Origin of the sequence: Peribacillus sp. AS_2 (genome assembly GCF_026891895.1) — a bacterium.
In the GTDB taxonomy this organism is placed as follows: Bacteria; Bacillota; Bacilli; order Bacillales; family DSM-1321; genus Peribacillus; species Peribacillus frigoritolerans.
Genome location: NZ_JAPTGA010000003.1, coordinates 440,843 through 459,694, shown reverse-complemented (window position 1 = coordinate 459,694; position 18,852 = coordinate 440,843). Strand labels below are relative to the sequence as shown.

At 41.5% G+C, this 18,852-nt stretch carries 18 protein-coding genes; 9 read left to right on the top strand and 9 right to left on the bottom strand.

Annotation, left to right across the window (positions count from 1 at the left end; genetic code table 11):
* Positions 1-6: 6 nt before the first annotated feature.
* A complete protein-coding gene (locus OTG27_RS07730) occupies positions 7-786 on the top strand; it encodes an MBL fold metallo-hydrolase (RefSeq protein ID WP_268936678.1) in 780 nt (259 codons plus the stop codon).
* A 37-nt stretch (positions 787-823) separates the two neighbouring features.
* On the opposite strand, the gene OTG27_RS07725 is transcribed toward OTG27_RS07730, so the two are convergent.
* The 4 genes from OTG27_RS07725 to OTG27_RS07710 all read right to left on the bottom strand — a co-directional run bounded on the left by OTG27_RS07725 (position 824) and on the right by OTG27_RS07710 (position 6,869).
* Positions 824-1,867: a LacI family DNA-binding transcriptional regulator gene (locus OTG27_RS07725; RefSeq protein ID WP_268936651.1), complete on the bottom strand. Its 1,044-nt coding sequence runs from the start codon at positions 1,865-1,867 to the stop codon at positions 824-826.
* Between the two features lie 327 nt (positions 1,868-2,194).
* A complete protein-coding gene (locus OTG27_RS07720) occupies positions 2,195-3,844 on the bottom strand; it encodes a glycoside hydrolase family 13 protein (protein WP_268936650.1) in 1,650 nt (549 codons plus the stop codon).
* A 79-nt stretch (positions 3,845-3,923) separates the two neighbouring features.
* Positions 3,924-5,459 (bottom strand): alpha-amylase family glycosyl hydrolase, encoded by a 1,536-nt coding sequence (locus OTG27_RS07715; protein ID WP_268936649.1) that lies wholly within the window; start codon positions 5,457-5,459, stop codon positions 3,924-3,926.
* 150 nt (positions 5,460-5,609) lie between these two features.
* Entirely contained in the window at positions 5,610-6,869 is a 1,260-nt protein-coding gene (locus OTG27_RS07710; protein WP_268936648.1) for an extracellular solute-binding protein, read from the bottom strand.
* 361 nt (positions 6,870-7,230) lie between these two features.
* On the opposite strand from OTG27_RS07710, the gene OTG27_RS07705 reads away from it, so the two are divergent.
* Positions 7,231-8,982 (top strand): glycoside hydrolase family 13 protein, encoded by a 1,752-nt coding sequence (locus OTG27_RS07705; protein ID WP_098864164.1) that lies wholly within the window; start codon positions 7,231-7,233, stop codon positions 8,980-8,982.
* A gap of 44 nt (positions 8,983-9,026) precedes the next feature.
* On the opposite strand, the gene asnB is transcribed toward OTG27_RS07705, so the two are convergent.
* Positions 9,027-10,874: an asparagine synthase (glutamine-hydrolyzing) gene (gene asnB / locus OTG27_RS07700; protein ID WP_057275829.1), complete on the bottom strand. Its 1,848-nt coding sequence runs from the start codon at positions 10,872-10,874 to the stop codon at positions 9,027-9,029.
* Between the two features lie 284 nt (positions 10,875-11,158).
* On the opposite strand from asnB, the gene OTG27_RS07695 reads away from it, so the two are divergent.
* Positions 11,159-11,725, top strand: coding sequence for a DUF2777 domain-containing protein (locus OTG27_RS07695; RefSeq protein ID WP_020018810.1), 567 nt, complete (start codon positions 11,159-11,161; stop codon positions 11,723-11,725).
* Between the two features lie 60 nt (positions 11,726-11,785).
* On the opposite strand, the gene OTG27_RS07690 is transcribed toward OTG27_RS07695, so the two are convergent.
* The 4 genes from OTG27_RS07690 to OTG27_RS07675 all read right to left on the bottom strand — a co-directional run bounded on the left by OTG27_RS07690 (position 11,786) and on the right by OTG27_RS07675 (position 16,653).
* Positions 11,786-12,127, bottom strand: coding sequence for a YisL family protein (locus OTG27_RS07690; protein ID WP_048686864.1), 342 nt, complete (start codon positions 12,125-12,127; stop codon positions 11,786-11,788).
* 133 nt (positions 12,128-12,260) lie between these two features.
* Positions 12,261-13,442, bottom strand: coding sequence for a DUF418 domain-containing protein (locus OTG27_RS07685; RefSeq protein WP_268936647.1), 1,182 nt, complete (start codon positions 13,440-13,442; stop codon positions 12,261-12,263).
* A gap of 40 nt (positions 13,443-13,482) precedes the next feature.
* Complete coding sequence (locus OTG27_RS07680; protein WP_268936646.1) at positions 13,483-14,757, bottom strand: MFS transporter; 1,275 nt, start codon at positions 14,755-14,757, stop codon at positions 13,483-13,485.
* Positions 14,758-15,060: 303 nt separating this feature from the next.
* Positions 15,061-16,653: a long-chain-fatty-acid--CoA ligase gene (locus tag OTG27_RS07675; protein ID WP_268936645.1), complete on the bottom strand. Its 1,593-nt coding sequence runs from the start codon at positions 16,651-16,653 to the stop codon at positions 15,061-15,063.
* A 224-nt stretch (positions 16,654-16,877) separates the two neighbouring features.
* On the opposite strand from OTG27_RS07675, the gene OTG27_RS07670 reads away from it, so the two are divergent.
* From OTG27_RS07670 to OTG27_RS07645, 6 genes are all read left to right on the top strand, one after another.
* Positions 16,878-17,099, top strand: a complete 222-nt coding sequence (locus tag OTG27_RS07670; RefSeq protein WP_268564340.1) for a spore germination protein — start codon at positions 16,878-16,880, stop codon at positions 17,097-17,099.
* A 22-nt stretch (positions 17,100-17,121) separates the two neighbouring features.
* On the top strand, positions 17,122-17,328 hold the full coding sequence (locus OTG27_RS07665) for a spore germination protein GerPB (protein WP_268936644.1): 207 nt from the start codon (positions 17,122-17,124) through the stop codon (positions 17,326-17,328).
* An 83-nt stretch (positions 17,329-17,411) separates the two neighbouring features.
* The gene (gerPC, locus tag OTG27_RS07660) at positions 17,412-18,023 is read left to right on the top strand and encodes a spore germination protein GerPC (protein ID WP_268936643.1); all 612 of its coding nucleotides are present in this window, start codon (positions 17,412-17,414) and stop codon (positions 18,021-18,023) included.
* The gene (locus OTG27_RS07655; protein WP_098864170.1) at positions 18,013-18,192 is read left to right on the top strand and encodes a spore gernimation protein GerPD; all 180 of its coding nucleotides are present in this window, start codon (positions 18,013-18,015) and stop codon (positions 18,190-18,192) included. Before gerPC ends, OTG27_RS07655 begins: the two co-directional genes overlap by 11 nt.
* A 5-nt stretch (positions 18,193-18,197) precedes the next feature.
* Complete coding sequence (locus OTG27_RS07650) at positions 18,198-18,605, top strand: spore germination protein GerPE (protein ID WP_268936642.1); 408 nt, start codon at positions 18,198-18,200, stop codon at positions 18,603-18,605.
* A 21-nt stretch (positions 18,606-18,626) separates the two neighbouring features.
* Positions 18,627-18,845 carry a spore germination protein gene (locus OTG27_RS07645; protein ID WP_095392665.1) on the top strand — a complete coding sequence of 73 codons (219 nt, stop codon included), beginning with the start codon at positions 18,627-18,629 and terminating at the stop codon, positions 18,843-18,845.
* Positions 18,846-18,852 lie beyond the last annotated feature (7 nt).

The following is an 18,852-nucleotide window of genomic DNA, read 5'->3' as shown; positions in this document are numbered from 1 at the left end:
AAAAATATTGTAGATCCATGGTTCACCGTTCAGGGATTGGACTCAAAAACGTTTGCAATCAGTGAATATGGTCATTGGGAGAAAGTTCATTCCTTTTTATTACTTGGTGAGACCCGGGCTGCGTTAATCGACACAGGATTAGGCATCGATTCGATTAAGCGGATTACAGACCAGCTTACCGATCTTCCGATCATCGTTCTGACCACACACGTTCATGCGGATCATATTGGGGGTCACGGTGATTATGAAACGATTTATGTTCATGGTGATGATGCCAATTGGCTGATTAACGGCATTGAAGGTTTGCCCTTGGAACAAATAAGAAAGAACATGGCCCGGGATATCACATTACCCATACCCGATTCATTCAATCCTGATACATACAAGCCATACCAGGGGTACCCCGATAGACTTTTATCGGACGGGGACACGATTGATCTTGGAAACCGAAGTTTAAGCATTTATCATACACCTGGTCATTCGCCTGGCCACATTTCAATTTTGGATGATGAAACAGGTTATTTATTTACTGGCGACCTGCTTTATTCAGATACTCCCGTTTATGCCTTTTATCCCTCGACAAGCCCTGAAGACCTTGTTAATTCGTTAGAAAAAATCGCAAAGATCAAGGCAGTCTCCAAAATCTATGGCGGTCACAACCAACTAGGCCTCGAACCAAAGATCCTTGAAGAAATCCTTGCAGCCATTCAATATCTTAAAGAGAATCATTTGGTCAGACACGGAACGGGTGTACATGCATTCAAAAGTTTCAGTGTACATTTCTAGATAAAAAAGGCATTGCTTTTACGCAATGCCCTCTCATTCAAAAAGTCATGGCCATTGCACCTTGCTTGATCGATCTGCAGGAATGCCTTTCCACGAAATGATGTGGAATGATGGTCCCGGCAGGAGCATCTCCAGTCTGCAGCATATGAATGATGCCCTTAGCGGCCTGATATCCCAAATCAAAAATATTAATATCTACGGAGGTCAGAGCTGGTAATGACAGTTCAGAGAAAAGAACGTTATTGAAGCTGACGATAGACATTTCTTCAGGAGTGCGCACGCCCATTTCGCGAAGTGAATGCACGATGCCAAGTGCCATGAGATCATCACTGACCACCAAAGCGGTAGGTGGTTCATCGATGGATAGTAACCTTTTTGCAGCGGCTTGTCCCCCTTCATGCAAAAAATCTTCATGCAGGGTATATTCCATTCTTCGATCGATTCCAGCCCTCTCCAATGCCCGTTCATATCCTGATAAGCGATCAATGGTCATCATGAGGGATTCATCACCTCCGATGAATCCAACCCTTTCATGTCCTAGCTTTATGAGGTAATCCGTTGCCTGTTCGGCAGCCAAGACATTATCGTTATCAACATATGTTATCTCCCCGATGTAATCATAGGGTTTCCCAATGATCACAAATGGAAAATCCCTTTCCCTCAAATAGGTCAGAATGTGATCGTCCATCCTTGAATACATCAGGATTATTCCATCCACCATCCCCCCCTGCACCATATTCACTACTCCTTCGTAGATTTCATCTTCTGTTTTTCCCGTGCTTAACAACAGGGAATAATGATTTTCCTGAGCCCCCTCACTTAGACCCTGGAGGATCGTAGGAAAAAAGGGATTTTGATAATAATCATTTGACGAACTTGGCATTACCAAGCCAATGATCCTGGTCGATTGATTGGCAAGACTACGTGCAATGAAGTTTGGATGGTATCCTAATTTCGTCATCGCCTTACGTACCCTTACCTTTGTTTTTTCACTTATCCGAGGATTATTTGCAATCACTCGAGAAACTGTTGAAGGAGCAACATTCGCTAGCTGTGCCACATCTTTTATTGTGATGGCCATGCATTTCCCCTCTCCTTTCTTAGCCTTTATTGACTTCATTTAAAAAAAGGTGAATACCAATAAACACTTCTCTAATATTCGTTTTATATTTATACATTTTGTATGTATTCATAATACACTCAGTTCAATAGTTATATCCATACTTTTTTAATGTTTATTTAATTTTTCAGAAAATACTCACTTTTCCGTTTTTTAACCTAAGTTTAAAATTCAAAAAGAAGCTGATGGATGATCAGCTTCTTGAAAAACGACAGGTCTATTGGAAATTAAGAAGTCAGACGACTAACTACATAGGTTTTAGGCTAATTCCCAATCAAGTCCATAGAATCAATAACGATAAATCCTCGTTTCATATGGACGTAAATCAATAAGGGGGACCTCATGACAATCCTCATAATTAGCCAGCAAGAGTTCCATTTCCCCCCAATAAGAAAGGTCGATTTGATGGTGATTCATACTATAGTTACATACTACCATAACTGAATTTTCATTCATACTCCTTGTATAAATATAAAGTTCAGGGTGATCTTCCCATAATAACTCATATTCCCCATAAACAAGGACCTGATGTTTTTTTCGAAGTTCAATCATCTTTTTATAAAAATGATAAATGGATGACGGGTCATTTTTCTGCTGTTCTACATTTATGGCGCGATAATTTGGATTAACCCTCATCCAAGGGGTTCCTTGAGTGAATCCGCCATTTTCAAGATCATTCCATTGCATCGGTGTTCTTGAGTTATCACGGCCGCTATGCCATATAATGTTCATGATCTCATCATGAGGCCGCCCTTTCGAGGTCTCTATCCTATAAAAGTTTTTCATTCCGACATCATCATAATCATCAATCGAATCAAATTGGACATTTGTCATGCCAATTTCCTGACCTTGATAAATAAAAGGTGTCCCTTGCATGAAAAAGTAAAGGGCCCCAATCATTTTTGCGCTTTCCAACCAATATTGATGATCATTTCCCCAGGTGGATATACTTCTCGGCTGGTCATGATTTTCAAAAAACAAAGCATTCCATCCTTTGTTTTTCAGCCCCTTTTGCCATTTCGTCATCGTTCGCTTTAACCCTTGAACATCAACAGCGTGATTCTGTCCCCTATTCCATAGACCAAGATGTTCAAATTGAAAGATCATATTGAACTTCCCATTCGATTCCCCGACCCATTCTTCCGCCTGCTCTATCCTGACGCCATTGGCCTCACCGACCGTCATGATATCATACTTAGAGAAAGTCTCTTCTTTCAACTCCTGAAGGTAATCCAGAATCCCGTCCTGATTCGTATGCATTTCAAAAGCAGGTACATACTGATGCCAATAAGGATTGGGCATATCCGGAAGGCCTTCACGCTTATGAATATGCGTGATCGCATCAATCCGGAAGCCATCGATTCCCTTATCGAGCCACCAATTGACCATTTCATATAATGCCTTTCGCACATCAGTGTTTTTCCAGTTTAAGTCCGGCTGCTTTTCGGCAAATAGATGTAAATAGTATTGATTGGTCCTTTCATCGAATTTCCAGGCACTTCCGGAAAAGATACTTTCCCAATTATTAGGCTCACGGCCATCCTGGCCATCCCTCCAAATATACCAATCCCGTTTCGGATTATCGCGGGAAGAACGTGACTCGACGAACCAGGGGTGCTCATCACTTGTATGGTTCAAAACAAGGTCGAGTATCACCTTCATCCCACGTCCATGAACATCTTTCAATAACAGATCAATATCTTCGATTGAACCGAATTCATCGGAAATTGCTTGATAATCACTAATATCATAGCCATTATCCGCATTGGGCGATTTATAAAAAGGACAAATCCAAATGACATCTATCCCTAATTCCTGCAGATAGTCGAGCTTTGAAATCAAACCTTTTATGTCTCCGACCCCATCACCATTACTATCCATGAAACTGCGCGGGTAAATTTGATAGCAAACCGCTTCTTTCCACCAGGTCTTATTCATGCTGTAACCTCCCGATCCTGTTTTCCACAAAGCCTTAGGGACAATGTTTGGCGGCTACCGACAATCGAGAGGTATATGATTATTTTGGTTGATTCCGTTTTGAACGTTTAATAACCAAAGCAATGAATATACCAAAAATGAGAAGAACCAATCCTATGACTAACAGGTAAGGAATATTAATAATCGACTTAGGTGACAGCGTATAGACTTCTGTCGTCTCCCTGTCGATTACGATAGAGTAGCTGTTGTCCTTACTGCGGACCAGATCCCCATTCAGCATACCTCTCAACTCTTTATTACTTTCAAGTTCCTTATCAGCAAGGTTTATCGTTTGAGTTTCAGTCGTATTGTTCATGGCGACGACGATCGTTTCATCACCATACACACGCTTGAATACCGAAGCTCCGCCTTCTTCATATAAAAGCTCCATATCCCCTTTTACCAATGCTGGGTACATGTCTCTGAGATCAGAAAGCTTTGTTATATATTCCACCAATTCCTGTTCTGTCTTAAAATTCATCAACTTATGATTATCCGGGGCAATATCGCCATTTAAGGCAATTTCCGATCCATAAAATACGATAGGCACCCCTGGCATCGTATAAAGATACGACAGAGCCATTCTCCATCTGGAGCCTGGATTTTCGTTATGATCGGCTGCATCCTTTGTAAAACGGGGCATTTCCTGTGTGTCCATGAACAATGCCTGATGGGCATTGCCCCCTAATTCATCTTCGCTTTTTGCAAACGCATTAAAAACAGGTTTCAATTCCTTATCGGGCGCAGCAAATGCTTCACGTAGCTCAGCATTCTGCGGATAAGCCATAAAAGCATCGATACCCGTCTCCTTGTAGCTTGAGATCAATTTCGCATCACCTTGAACATCGCCGATTGTATAGAAATTTGATTTTTCAGATTTGACTGCATCCACAAATTCCTTCCAAAAATCTTTTGCTACGTATTGGACTTTATTTATACGGTATCCATCAATATCGGTTTCCGTTATCCACCATTTGGCAGCATCAAGTAAATATTTCCTTGTTTCCTCATTATCTTGATCCAAATCGGGAAGACCATCAACCCACCCTGTTTCCAAATCCGTTTGGCTACCGTCCTTGGAAATCTTTTTTTCTTCATGGAACCAATCTTGTTTTTTTGGATCGGTCAGCCACGCGGATTCAGGCCCTACATTATTTGCTTGAAAATCAATGATCACCTTCATATCGCGTTTATGTGCCTCATTCACGAGTTTTTTAAACTCTTCCATTGTCCCATAGTGTTTATCCGTTTTATAAAAATCGGCCACCCAATCGCCATGATAACCATTTGCATCATTAGCGAAAATCGGTGAAAGGATGATAGCGGTATAACCCATATCTTTTAAATAATTCAGTTTCTTCGTGACACCTTCGAAATCCCCGCCATTAAACGTGGAAGGATCATTCACGTTCGCATCTCCATTATTTTGGGTATCCCCATCGAAAAATCTGTCGACCAATAATGAATATACGATTTCATCCTTCCAAGTTCGTTGTTCTTTTTCAGCTGCTCCTACTGGAATGGCGTAAAAAAGAAGCAGCGGAATTAAAGCGAGTGATAACGCTCTTTTTCTCATATCCGTTCTCCTCCTAGCTATCTCTTTACGCCTTTAAGATTAGCCTTTTGACCCCTTAACGTCAAATCCAATTTATAAAAAACTTTACACTTAAGGGACAAACTGGGGATACTGGTTATGGTTACTGAATTGGAAAAGAGCCGAACACGGTTAACGTTCTTTTTTTATCTTTTTGACCGCTTTATCCAAAGCCCTTTTTGGTTTTGCTTTTTGAGTGGTCATTTCATCCATGGCTGAATTCATCGGTCCCCATACTTTATTCATTTCCGGAATATTCGGCACGGGTTCGGCGTATTGTAATTGTATGCTTAAGGCTTGTGCCCTTTCATTTTCTTTGATTGCGGCATTGTGTTTAATTGATTTATTAGGTGGGATTTCCCCTGTTAAATCAAAACGCTTCATTGCATTATCATCATTAGTCAAATATTCAACTAACTTCGTAGACCAATAAGGGTGTTTTGTGAATGCTGTTACATGCCAGCCTTTGATTTCCATGAACGTTTTCATTGGCTGACCATTGGGCAATTCTGGCATGGGGGCAATTCCTGTATCCTTTCGCTCGGTGAATGAGTTCCCGTCACTCATGATAGAAGCCAATTTACCTTGTAAAAACAACTTCTCGATTCCTGCCTTGCCGCCTTTAGGAATCAAACCCGCCCTATACCATTTTTGGATGTACCCAGCCCCTTTTATGGAACCCTTATTATTCAAACCAATGTCGGAAGGGTCTAACTTTCCATTCTTATCTTTAAATATATAACCTCCCATTCCAGCCATTACTCCATACGAATCATGGAAATCATTCCACTTGGCATAGTAACCATACAAGTTACGCTTTCTTAATTCCTTCGTCATTTTATAAAGGTCATTCATCGTCTCAGGAGCCTTAGCCATCAATTTTTTATTATAAATGAAGACGGAGGTGGTTACGGACTTCGGCAATCCAAAAACCTTATCTTGATACATCTCCCCCCTAATTGAAGGTTCAATGAATGCATTCAATACCTCATCTTTCACCTTCACTTCCTGAATTAAGCCTTCCTTCACGATTTGCCCGACCTTTTCATGGGAAAAAGTTACGACATCTGGTGCCTTTCCATTTCCGATTGGCCCATCTCGACGAAGTCGTTCATACATCCCGGTAGTCATTTCAACCTCTTCATGCTCAACTTTGATTCCATATTCTTTTTCAAAGGCTTCAATCACCGGCTTTAGGGCCTCCGCTTTACCCTCTTCCTCCCAAATGATCAATTTTTCCGGCTTCGCTTCATTGCTGGCTTCGTCGTCTTCTTTTTTCTTATCTTCTTTCACTGCTTTATTTTTATTTTCTAAATCTGAACTGGATCCGCAAGCACTTACACTAACAATCAATAATATGGACATGAACAAATGAAAAATCAGCTTCTTCACTTTCATTCTCCTTTTTGCAATGTTTATTCTATCATGTCCAAAAGCACCAAATAATACTGTTTTTCAGTTCAGTACTTCAAATAAAGCCAATTGATGAAAGCGATACCAAAGCTATTGTTATCATTATATGAACGGCTTTGATTTTTACAACATTTTCCTTGGCGTATTTATTTCCTTGTAGTGATGAACTATTTTTGTTATTTTTTAGTTAATAAGTGCTTCTTTCAATTGAAATTGGGTATATAACCAAAATGAAAAAGCACTTTACCTGGCTTAGTACCACTTCATAGAGACCCTCCTCGTAACAGCCGGAAGTTTCCTTTTTCACAGTCCCAAAACTTATAGAATCGGAGTGGTTTTCATGGAATTTTCATCCATACACCATAGACCTAATGACAATTACGGCTATCCTATCAACACTGAAACCCTACATATCCGCTTACGTACGAAAAAACAAGATATCTCCTCAGTTGGATTGATTTTTGGGGATCCTTACATTTCAAATAATGGTCAATGGCAGTACGAGGAACTTCCCATGAGTCTGTCGGGCAGCGATACCCGTTATGATTATTGGCATATCTATGTGAAGCCTCCCTACCGAAGAATTCGATATGGGTTCAAGGTATCGGCAGAAGAAGAATGCTCCATTTACACGGAAAAGGGCTTCTTCAAAGAGCCTCCCCGAGATCCCGGATGCTATTTCGCGATTCCCTATCTCCATCAAAATGAAGTTTTCGGGGCACCGGAATGGGTCAAAGATACAATTTGGTACCAAATTTTCCCTGAACGATTCGCGAACGGAAACCCCGCCAACGACCCCGAAGGTGTGAAACCCTGGGGAAGTGAAGAACCGGCGGTGGATAATTTTTTTGGCGGGGACTTCGAAGGAATCATTGAACATTTGGATTACCTTGAGAATCTCGGCATCAACGGAATCTATTTCACGCCAATCTTCCATGCCTACTCCAATCATAAATACGATACGATTGATTATCGGAGTATCGATCCGCAATTCGGAACGAAGGAAACATTGAAAACACTAATAGCCGAATGCCATAAACGGAATATACGGGTCATGCTGGATGCCGTTTTTAACCATAGCGGCTACTATTTCCCCCCTTTCCAGGATTTACTCGAAAAAGGGGAGAAATCGAAATATAAGGATTGGTTCCACCCTCACAGCTTCCCTCTTAAGGGAGGGGAAAGGCCCAATTATGAAACATTCGGTTTCTTTGAATCGATGCCAAAATTGAATACGGCAAATCCGGAGGTGAAAGAATATCTGCTCGAAGTCTCGGCTTATTGGATCAAGGAGTTCGATATAGACGCCTGGCGGCTCGATGTCGCAAATGAAGTCGATCAGCCTTTCTGGCGTGAATTTCGAACAACGGTGAAAAATATAAAGCCTGACCTTTATATTCTTGGGGAAATTTGGCATGACTCCATGCCATGGCTTCGCGGCGATCAGTTCGATGCCGTCATGAATTACCCTTTCACCAACCAAGTCTTTCGCCTGGTCGCTTCACAAACCATCAATGCACGCGAGTTCACTGAAGAAATGACAGCCATCTATCACAGTTATCCTACCAATGTTTTTGACGTGACATTCAACCTTCTTGGAAGCCATGATACACCGCGGATTTTCACGGATTGCGGGGAAGATCTAGCTAGAGCCAAGCTCATTCACGCAATCCTGCTTACATTCAATGGCAGCCCTTGTATTTATTATGGAGATGAAATCGGCTTAACCGGCGGCATGGATCCAGGATGCCGAAAATGCATGGTCTGGGAAGAAGAAAAACAAAACACCGAGCTACTCAATGAAATTAAGGCATTGATCCACTTGCGAAAAGAAGAACGGTTACTTGCCAATGACGGGGAGTTCAAATTCCTTGATACAGCCGGAAACGAAAATATCGTGGCTTACCAAAAGTATAATGAAAAACGTTCTGTCGTGATCCTCATCAATCCGACCGATGTCAAGCAATCCTTTACCCTTCCTGTTGATTTGAAAGGACGTACACTAACGGATTTAAGGACGAAGGAAACCACACAAGTTGGCAATTTTGAATTGGGTGGTTATCAATATAAAATTCTCGCAATCAATCATTAGGCAAATGGAAACGGGGCGTTGATAATCATCCGCCCCGTTTTTTTTCACTCGATTATTTGGATATCATATTCTTTGAACCATACATGGGTCTGTGCCAAATGCGCGAGCAATTGTGGCCCTGACATCAATTGGCCGAACCATGGCACTTTAAAAGCCGCACCCTTGGAATCTACTATATCGGTTAGCTTCTGTTTATCGAAAAATTCATGCAGGATCGAATTATTATCCGTCAGTAAGTCTTTCAACCACGCCTGCACACTGTCTGTATATATAGGGTTATGGGTTTTGGGATATGGACTTTTTTTACGATACAATACTTCATCCGGTAATAACCCCTCCAAAGCCTTCCTAAGAATACCCTTTTCACGGTTGCCTTCCATTTTCATTTCCCAAGGAATGTTCCATGCATATTCAACAAGGCGATGATCGGCAAATGGCACGCGCACCTCTAGACTTGCCCCCATACTCATCCGATCCTTCCGGTCAAGGAGCGTCGTCATGAACCATAATAAATTCACATAGAAAAGCTCTCTCCGCTTTGCCGCTATACCGCTTTCCCCTTCCAATTTAGGCGTTTCGGCAAGGGTGGCCAAATAAGCTTCCTGGGCATATTCCTCCAGCTTCAATTTCTCGCGCCATCCCGTTTTCAATAAAGATACCCGCTCATCCGTAGATCTCATCCATGGAAAACCAGCACGATTCAAATCATCCTCACGGTGAAACCAAGGATAACCTCCAAAAATTTCGTCCGCACATTCGCCGGACAGGCCTACGACAAAATCCCGCTTGATTTCCTTACAAAACCAAAGTAAAGAGGAATCGACATCCGCCATGCCTGGGAGGTCCCTTACAAGGACAGCTTCCGTTAAATAATTTGTCAGCTGCTCTTGAGAGATGACCGATGAATGGTGAACCGTGTTAAAACTATCCGACATCTTTTTAATCCAATACCCATCGGAGTTTGGCTGAAAATCATTTGCCTTGAAATAACGCTCATTATCCTCATAATCAATGGAATACGTATGAAGCTGGCCTTTCCCTTCTTTTTGATAGGCATTTGCAGCAATGGCCGTAATTGCGCTTGAGTCAAGCCCTCCTGATAAGAAGGTACAAAGCGGAACATCAGATACAAGTTGCCGCGTCACTGCATCTTCGACAAGGAAGCGAACCCTCTCGGCCGTCTCGTCAAGCGTATCCCGATGTTCTTCGCTTTTCACATTCCAATATCTCCAAATCCGGAGGCCTTTCCTTGATAAAGTAAGCGCATGGGCAGGCCTTAATTCCTGGATATCATGAAATACGCCTGAACCTGGCTTCCGGGATGGACCAACACCAAAAACTTCAGACAACCCTTCGCGGTCAATCTCCGTTTTAACATCCGGATGGGCCAGAATCGCCTTCAGCTCCGATCCGAAAATGAACCCGCCGTCCCTTTCCGCATAAAAGAATGGTTTTACCCCCATGCGATCTCTTCCGACGAATAATTTCTGTTCCTTTTCATCCCAAATCGCAAACGCAAAAATCCCATTGAACAAGTCAATGCATTTTTCTTTCCATTCTATATAAGAAGTTAGCAAAACTTCTGTATCAGAATGACCGTTAAAGGAATATCCTTTTAATAATAGCTGTTTACGAATATCCTCGGTGTTATATAGCTCACCATTATAACAAAGCGTATATCTGCCGTTTTCATGATTTTTCGTCATCGGCTGTTTTCCGCCTTCCGCATCGACAACCGTTAACCGTTTATGACCAAAGGCAACATGGGCTTCGCTCCAAACATTATCTTCGTCAGGCCCCCGCTTTGCCAACGTTTTTGTCATGTTTTCCAGCGTTTTCGTTTTTGTCCGTAAATCTTTTTGAAAATGCACCCAGCCTGTTATCCCACACATTTTACACTTCATCCTTTCTATCCGGACTATCAAAAATATATTGGCTCCCTGTCTTAAAAAGATTTACAGTCCCTAAGTATCGCTCAGCATCATTCCGTAGGGCCACCTGCCAACAACGCCCGGCGTCGTTAATGAATTGTTGAGCAAAGCATCCCGTGTTAAACATAGCCTATGCAAAGACGGAAAGATGGTTATTTGTCCATAATATTTTAAAATATACAGTTATATTTTCATTGGATTTTGACTAAAAAGTAGGTGAGGATTCCACTATTGGAGGTATATGTATGAGTCAGCAACAACGAACTAAGTTAATGAATAGGCAAACAAGAGCTTTTACCGAAGGAACAGTGGAAAATATCAATCAACAATGGATTTTTTTCGATGATGAAACAGATGAGGCCTGCTCCATTGAAGACCACGTTGACAGCATCATCGAAGTGTACAGGGGCGGGCGCTGGCAGCAAGGAGTAATTGAGGAAGAGGGAAAGATCCTGCTTCATCGGGAAATCACCTTCTTAAGGGAAAATGAGCCCATTCGGATACGCAAAAAACTGCTCTACTCTTTTGAACGTTTATTGGAAGAATTGAACGATGATTCCTTTTTCCAATTTGTAACGACATTGAATTCACTTGATTTTTCTATTTATGATTGTATATATAGCTATAACCAGCTCACTTTTTTAAGGGCCGTCCCAAACCAGTCCGGCGTGAATTTCTTCACCTTTGATAACGAGAGCCAAATTTGTCTCGTTCAGCACCATTTTTCTTACGGGAAAAAGGATCATGATCGTTTTGAATTCACCCTGAACACCGGAAAAAGGATCGTCATTGAGAAAGTGAATTCACAATAACGGGTAAAAAAAAAAACGGGTAAATGAGATTTCCTCATTTACCCGGTCTTTAATTCTGTATTAAAAAAAGTCCATTCCTTGTGGCAGTGAAAGTCCTAAATAAAGGACGAATACAAGCGCTACGATGAACAATATCCACATGGCACCTGTGCTTTTTCTTTTTTTCGTACGGACCAGCACCATTTCCATCGCCGCAATCACGATGATTCCAACAATCATTTTTACTGCGTAAGCACCAAAATCAGTGATCAGCATGCCGCCAGTAAGGAAAATCAATAGATAGAACAACCGTGTTATCATATGTAGCATTTTCGCTTTCGGGTTTGCACCTTTAAGCATCGAATATGTGACAAAGAAAAGAATGATTCCGATAACCCAAGCTGTAATATGCATATGTGTCATTTTTTTGCCCCCTCGTTCAGTTTCCATTTCATCATATCATAGGCTTTTACAAAAAAACAAAGCTAAGTATCCACCTGAATGGGTAAAACCAACAATTTAATGAACATCATTTACATTTCTTCTTAACTTGTCCCTACCTGCGCATGACCGGCTTTTTACCATACGTAAAAAAACGCCATATATATTCAACCGGTCCGTATTCATAAAGGCCCATCCACAATAAGGAAAGCAGGATTTGCAGGCAAAACAGGGCTATTAGAAAAACAAATCCTGTCGTATATGAGACTGATCCATATAAACCAAGGCCATATGAATAAAAAATGCCCGTACATACCATCGATTGGAACAAGTAATTGCTCATCGACATCCTTCCGATATACGAAAGCGGATGTAACAGGCGTGAAGCCCCTGCCCGTTCCGCCAAAAGCGTGATTGCCGTGATATAAAAAATCGTAAGTAACGGTCCTCCCAAATAATCCTGGACGAATATCGTTCCAAAATGGTATACCGTCACATATGGCAGCATCTTAATTGAAATGCCCAATAGCAAGCTTACGATCGATATCGCTTTCAATTGTCGTTTATATTGGGTTGGATTTTGGAGAAAGCCTTGTTTTGCCACGCCTGCTCCCATTAAAAAAAACGGAAAAATCGATAAAAAAAGGATAATGGCATTTAATGGGTTGTTCACCATATACCAATCCAACGCCCTCTGACTCATCAGTTCCGTAAATGTACCAGATTGATAAACTTCCAAAGACTGTTTCATCATCGCCGAATCAGTCGTGATCGCCATCCCTTCACTATCAAAAGTGCCCATTATAAGAAATAGAGAACCCAATATTGCAAAAGGCAGGACATAACAAACCGAGCCAAGCAGAATTAAATTCCGGCCCTTCATCTTATAAAAAAACAAAAGTGCAAACCCAAATACTGCATAATTAATGAGGATGTCCCCATGCCAGATGAAGAAAGCATGAATACAGCCAAGTATCAGCAGGAAACTTAGCCTTTTGATATATAGTAACGGAAATGAAATACCCTTTTCTTCACTCCTTACTGCCAAAATGATTGCCCCGAAACCGAACAGAAAGGAAAATAACGGATAAAAGCTGGCCTGTGCGACTATATCACTGAATCTGTACAAAATCCCATCCCATCCTCCTGCCCACCGCTCGGCACCATCTATGTACAAGAGCGGGGAGTGGAAAGAAGGCATATTCACTAAAAATATCCCTAAAATGGCTAATCCACGTAAAATATCGATGCTTACGACCCGTTTACTTTCCTGCAATGGTACCATTGCGCCCTTCATAGGTACACCCTCTTTCATTCATACAGATTTAACATCTTTTCTATATCTCCATTGCATCACCTTTAACTTTCGTGACCGCTTTGTGCTTTTTTATCAATATGACAAACAAGCTGCCCAATAAGCAAAAGATTCCTGCAAGGAAGAATGCCCATGTATAGGAGTTGAATATTTTGAAGATAAGCCCTCCACCGTACGCCGCCACTGCTGCACCCACCTGATGGGCCGCGAATATCCACCCGTATATGATCCCGCTTTTCTCCATGCCAAATACTTGCCTTGAAATGCTTATGGTCGGAGGAACGGTCGCTATCCAATCCAAGCCATAGAAAACGGAAAAGATAATCAATAGACCGATAGAACCTTCATTTAATGCAAAAGGAAGTAATACGAGGGAAGCACCCCTTAGAGCGTAATACCAAAACAACAGCCAACGGTTATCAAAACGATCTGATAGCCATCCGGATACAGTCGTACCAATCAAATCAAAGATTCCCATGAAAGATAGCAGAGATGCTGCCGTCACAACCGGTAAACCAAAACTAATGCAGTAAGAAATGAAATGTGTCCCGATCAACCCGCTCGTTGAAAGTCCGCATATAAAAAAGCTACCTGCCAATAACCAGAATTCCTTCACTCTCACTGCTTCAATCAACGACTGAAAAGCCATGGCGATGGGATTCTTATTTTGGACTATAACAGTCTCCTGCTTTTCCTCTTCCAATCCATATGGAAGAGTCCCGACTTCCTTCGGATTGTTTTTCATGAATAAAAGGATGATTGCCAGCATGATCAAGCTAAGGAACAAAATTAATCCAATCGCCCATCTCCATGAATAATTCTCAATGATGATGGCTAAAACCGGAAGCAAAATGAGCTGGCCCGTGGCCGTACTTGCCGTCAGTATCCCGACCGCCAGCCCCCGCCTCTTCTCGAACCAACGATTTGCCACATATGGGCTCAATACCGTTAAAAACACTCCAGAACCCAATCCAATGATAATTCCCCAAATTAAAATGAGCTGCCACTCATGCTGCATGAAAAAAGTGAGGAGAATCCCTGCCAATAAAGTGGACATGGCCGATACCATCATTTTCTTCAATCCAAGCACTTCAATTAGTGCGGCCATGAATGGACCCGATAATCCATAAAGAAAAAGACTTATGGCAAAGGCTAAAGAAATGACGGACCGGTCCCACCCGAATTCATTTTCAAATGGTACGATGAATACTCCCGATGATGACCTAACGATTCCGGCTACAATAATCGAGAAGAATGTTATGATTAAAATGACCCAGCTATAATGAATACGTTTCATTGATCTCCCCCACAATCCAAAACTGTTAAAATCAACATAATGAAAAAAGAAAAATTATAATAATTTGAAATATTTTATAATAGTAACACTTTATCGTTAAACAAGAAGCTTTTTTTCAAAACAAATTCCAGTGTTCCTGATTGACCTTCCCTTATCCAACAATGGCTTGAGTTAGCGGCTTACATATCAGTGTCCACCTCGATCCTCCTTTCATCAGGATCGATATCTGCATAGCTTAATATGAAACCGAATTTAAACTGCAACAAAAAAATGCTGTTCATTTCTGAACAGCGTTAGCGAGCTTCAATTAACGAATCTGCCTGTTTTCCCCTTAGATTCCCAATAATCATTACGGAGATGGATTTTTTGTATTTTCCCCGATGCCGTTTTTGGAAGCTCATCGACGAACGACACACTGGTAACTGATTTAAAATGAGCTAATTTTTCCCGTGTGAAGGCCTTTATATCATCCACTGTTAATTCCACGCCCATTTTTGGCACGATGAAGGCATGCGGTGTCTCTCCCCACTTTTCATGCGGAACGGCAATGACCGCCGCTTCAAGAATGTCCGGATGTTCGTAGAGTATTCCTTCCACTTCTATTGAAGAGATATTTTCTCCGCCACTAATGATTATATCCTTTTTGCGGTCTACTATATCCACGTTCCCGTTTTCATCGATTGTGGCCATATCCCCTGTATGCAGCCATCCATTTATCAGTGTCTGGCTGGTCGCTTCTTCATTTTTCCAATAACCTAACATCACTCCATGGCTGCGGACGATAAGCTCGCCAATATCCACGCCATCATGGGCAACTTCCTCACCATCGTCATGGATAACCTTTACCTCACTGCCTATGATGGGATATCCGGCTTTCGCCTTCATTCTGTATTTTTCTTTTTCCGGAAGATCATCGAATTCAGAACGAATCAGCGATATCAGACTGACAGGTGTTGATTCTGTCATTCCGTAAATTTGAATGAACTCCCAGCCTAACTCTTTTTCCACCCTTGTAACGAATGCAGGAGGCGGAGCGGAGCCTGCAACGACGATTCGGATATCCTGCTCGATATTCGGGACATTCCGCTCATAATATTGGAACAGTGAATTCAGAACCGTCGGTGCCATATGCATGATGGAAACCTTATGCTTTTGCAGTGCATCAAATATCATTTCTGGGCTGGTTTTCCTCAAACAAACTTGAGTGGCACCATTTGCCGTATAATAAAATGGCGCCCCCCACCCATTCACGTGGAACATCGGCAGTACGTGCAAATATGTATCGCGGTCATTGACCCTGAAATGATGCATCGCACCCAGGGCATGTAAATAGTTGTTGCGGTGAGTCAGCATCACCCCTTTGGGATTTCCTGTGGTCCCGCTCGTATAAAGGAGACTCGAAACATCATTTTCATCCACTGACTCCCGGTTGAAGCACTTGTTATCATAACGTTCCAGCCAATGGCTGTAATCGGTTTCATTTATCTCCTCATCCTTATAATGAACGATTATGTGCTCTACCGATTCAAGTTTTTCCTTGACAGGGGAAATTAGATGATACAATTCCTGATCTACGAAAAGGACCTTGGACTCACTATGGTTCAAAATGAAAACATAATCTGCAGGCTTCAAACGGATATTCAAGGGAACGATTACAGCACCAAGTTGAAATACTCCATAAAAGCCTTCAAGCATTTCAATTGAGTTAGGTGCCAAATATGCCACCTTATCACCCTTTTTGACACCGAAATCCCTTAAACCATTTGAAAGCTGGTTTACACGGCCATTCAGCTCTAAGTATGTTAAAACCTTGTCATCTCCAATGATGGCTTTCTTATCTCCATATAGTAAGGCTGCTCGATCTAAGAAATGCGATAATACTAATGGTACATTCATTTCCTCACCTCAATTTTATTTGAAAATTCTGAATTAGTATTATATTACCATATCTGTTATCAAACTTTCAATAATATCTACAATTGTTATATAACAATATATTGATAGGCAAATGAATCACATCAATCATTAGTCAACATACAATACATTGAAACTTCCCTTCAGTGATAGGCTCATGGCCTGAAATTCAAGGGGAAAACCAGAATAAAAAAAGGGTGATTTTCTTGCCGGCCATCGTAGGAATCGTTCAAGTCATCAACGTCGGTAGCAGTGGTATTGTCCATATTGGTGACGTCTTTAAAATTAGTCCATATGCCACTTCAAAAACGTTTGCAGGTGCTGGCTCTTTCAATACAGGTGAATCCATATCCCTCTATAATGCCTATAGCACCACGAATACAAATGATACAGATGGTGTTGATCAGCCACTGGTCTTAAATCTCTAATGTTTTTAAGAAAGGAGTCAGTATGATCTTCAATATTCACCAGACCATACAAATCAATATGATAAAAATTGAAAGCATCTCCAATTCATCCGTTTTTCAAATAGGAAGTGCCGGGGTGATTAAACCATATTCCACATTAGCCAATACCGGTGGATTCACTGAGCCTGCTCCCCAACTTGAAGCTGATGTAACCCCATTACCCAGTTTCGTCCCATTTACATCCTCCTAGTTCATAGGCATTCACCTACATCCAACTTTTTCATATACTGTCATATATGAAATTAACATATTGTGAAGGTGAGGTGTTGAATCGTGAATCAGGATCTATATTCATATTCCATACAAATGCAGCGTTTTCTTGAAGCCCAGGATAAGCGGATCATGAAACTTGAACACGAACTCAAACGCCTGACAGATGAACTTGCCGAGCTGAAAAATAAACCGCCAATCCATGTTGATAAAATTGAATATAAATTCGATCAGTTAAAAGTCGAATCTTTGGATGGAACATTGAATATCGGTTTAAATCCAACTGACCTTAACAACATAGATGAATTTGCCGTCAACAACCAACCTGTTCAGCCTGCCCCTAACCTATTTCCAGGCAGGGAAATCGTCGTCCAGGAAATTCACAACGATATCCTTTCAGACTTGGAAAATATGATCAACAATGCGGAAAACCAACTGAAAACATCATTGGAACCCTCATATCATGACTTCATTAAGCAAGATGTCGAACGCCAGCTTCATCAACGTATCAATATGTATTTCGATAATCTCTCTTATGCGGAACGTGCACCGCAGCAACGGGATAATGTCAAGGAGAAGATCAGGGAAAAGGTGAAATCCGATATTCAAACTGCATTATTACAATTCATTACCCATTCACAAGCCGAGACAGGAGGAAATCCAAATGGAGTTTAATGTAACCAATCATCAGCTTTGTGTAGGAGATATCAAAATTACCGGTGTAGCAAGCTCTGCTTTATTTCTAATTGGGGATGTCCAAACGGTCCAACTTTCTTCTGCATTCGATACCCCGCCGGAATCCCTGATCATCGGGCCATTCGTACCGATTACTCCAGAAGGATAAATAACATGTTTTCTAGAATATCAAAAGTAAAATCTATAGCATCCGACACGGTATCATTCAGCTCCGCCATGCAAATCGGGGATACTTCATATATAGATGGAAATGCCCTGGCTATAGCCGTTCAGAAGAAAAGTGAAACTTTCCACTCAGTCGATATTCATTTCAATGACTATGACATTTTTAAGAGACCATTTTATATCCCAAGATTGAATGAACCAGTCATATCAAGTTTTTCAAATCCGAATCCCTTCATACGGGTCGGCAATATCAATATAATCGGGATATCATCCTCATCTGTGGTGGGTGTGGGGAACGTAGGCCATGCGCGTATGGAATCAAGAGTTAAACATATTCGGGAGGTGCCTAAAGAAAACGAAGAGACGCCAATCGAGGATTCAACCAACAACACTTAAACTTTTAAAGGAGGGGTTCATATGCCTGCCATTATCGGCCCGGTTCAAGTATTTAATGTCGCGCAAGGAAACCTGTTATTCGGTGATTGCGCCGTCATTTCCCCTAAGTCTTCCTCCAAATCCGTTTACGGATCCGGATCAGGGAACACAGCTGCAATCACCTTCACGGCTAATGGCCTGAACGGTAGCAATGTCCTTGATGTCAATGGGGTCGACCAGCCCATTACGGGGAATAATTAGTCAAAGA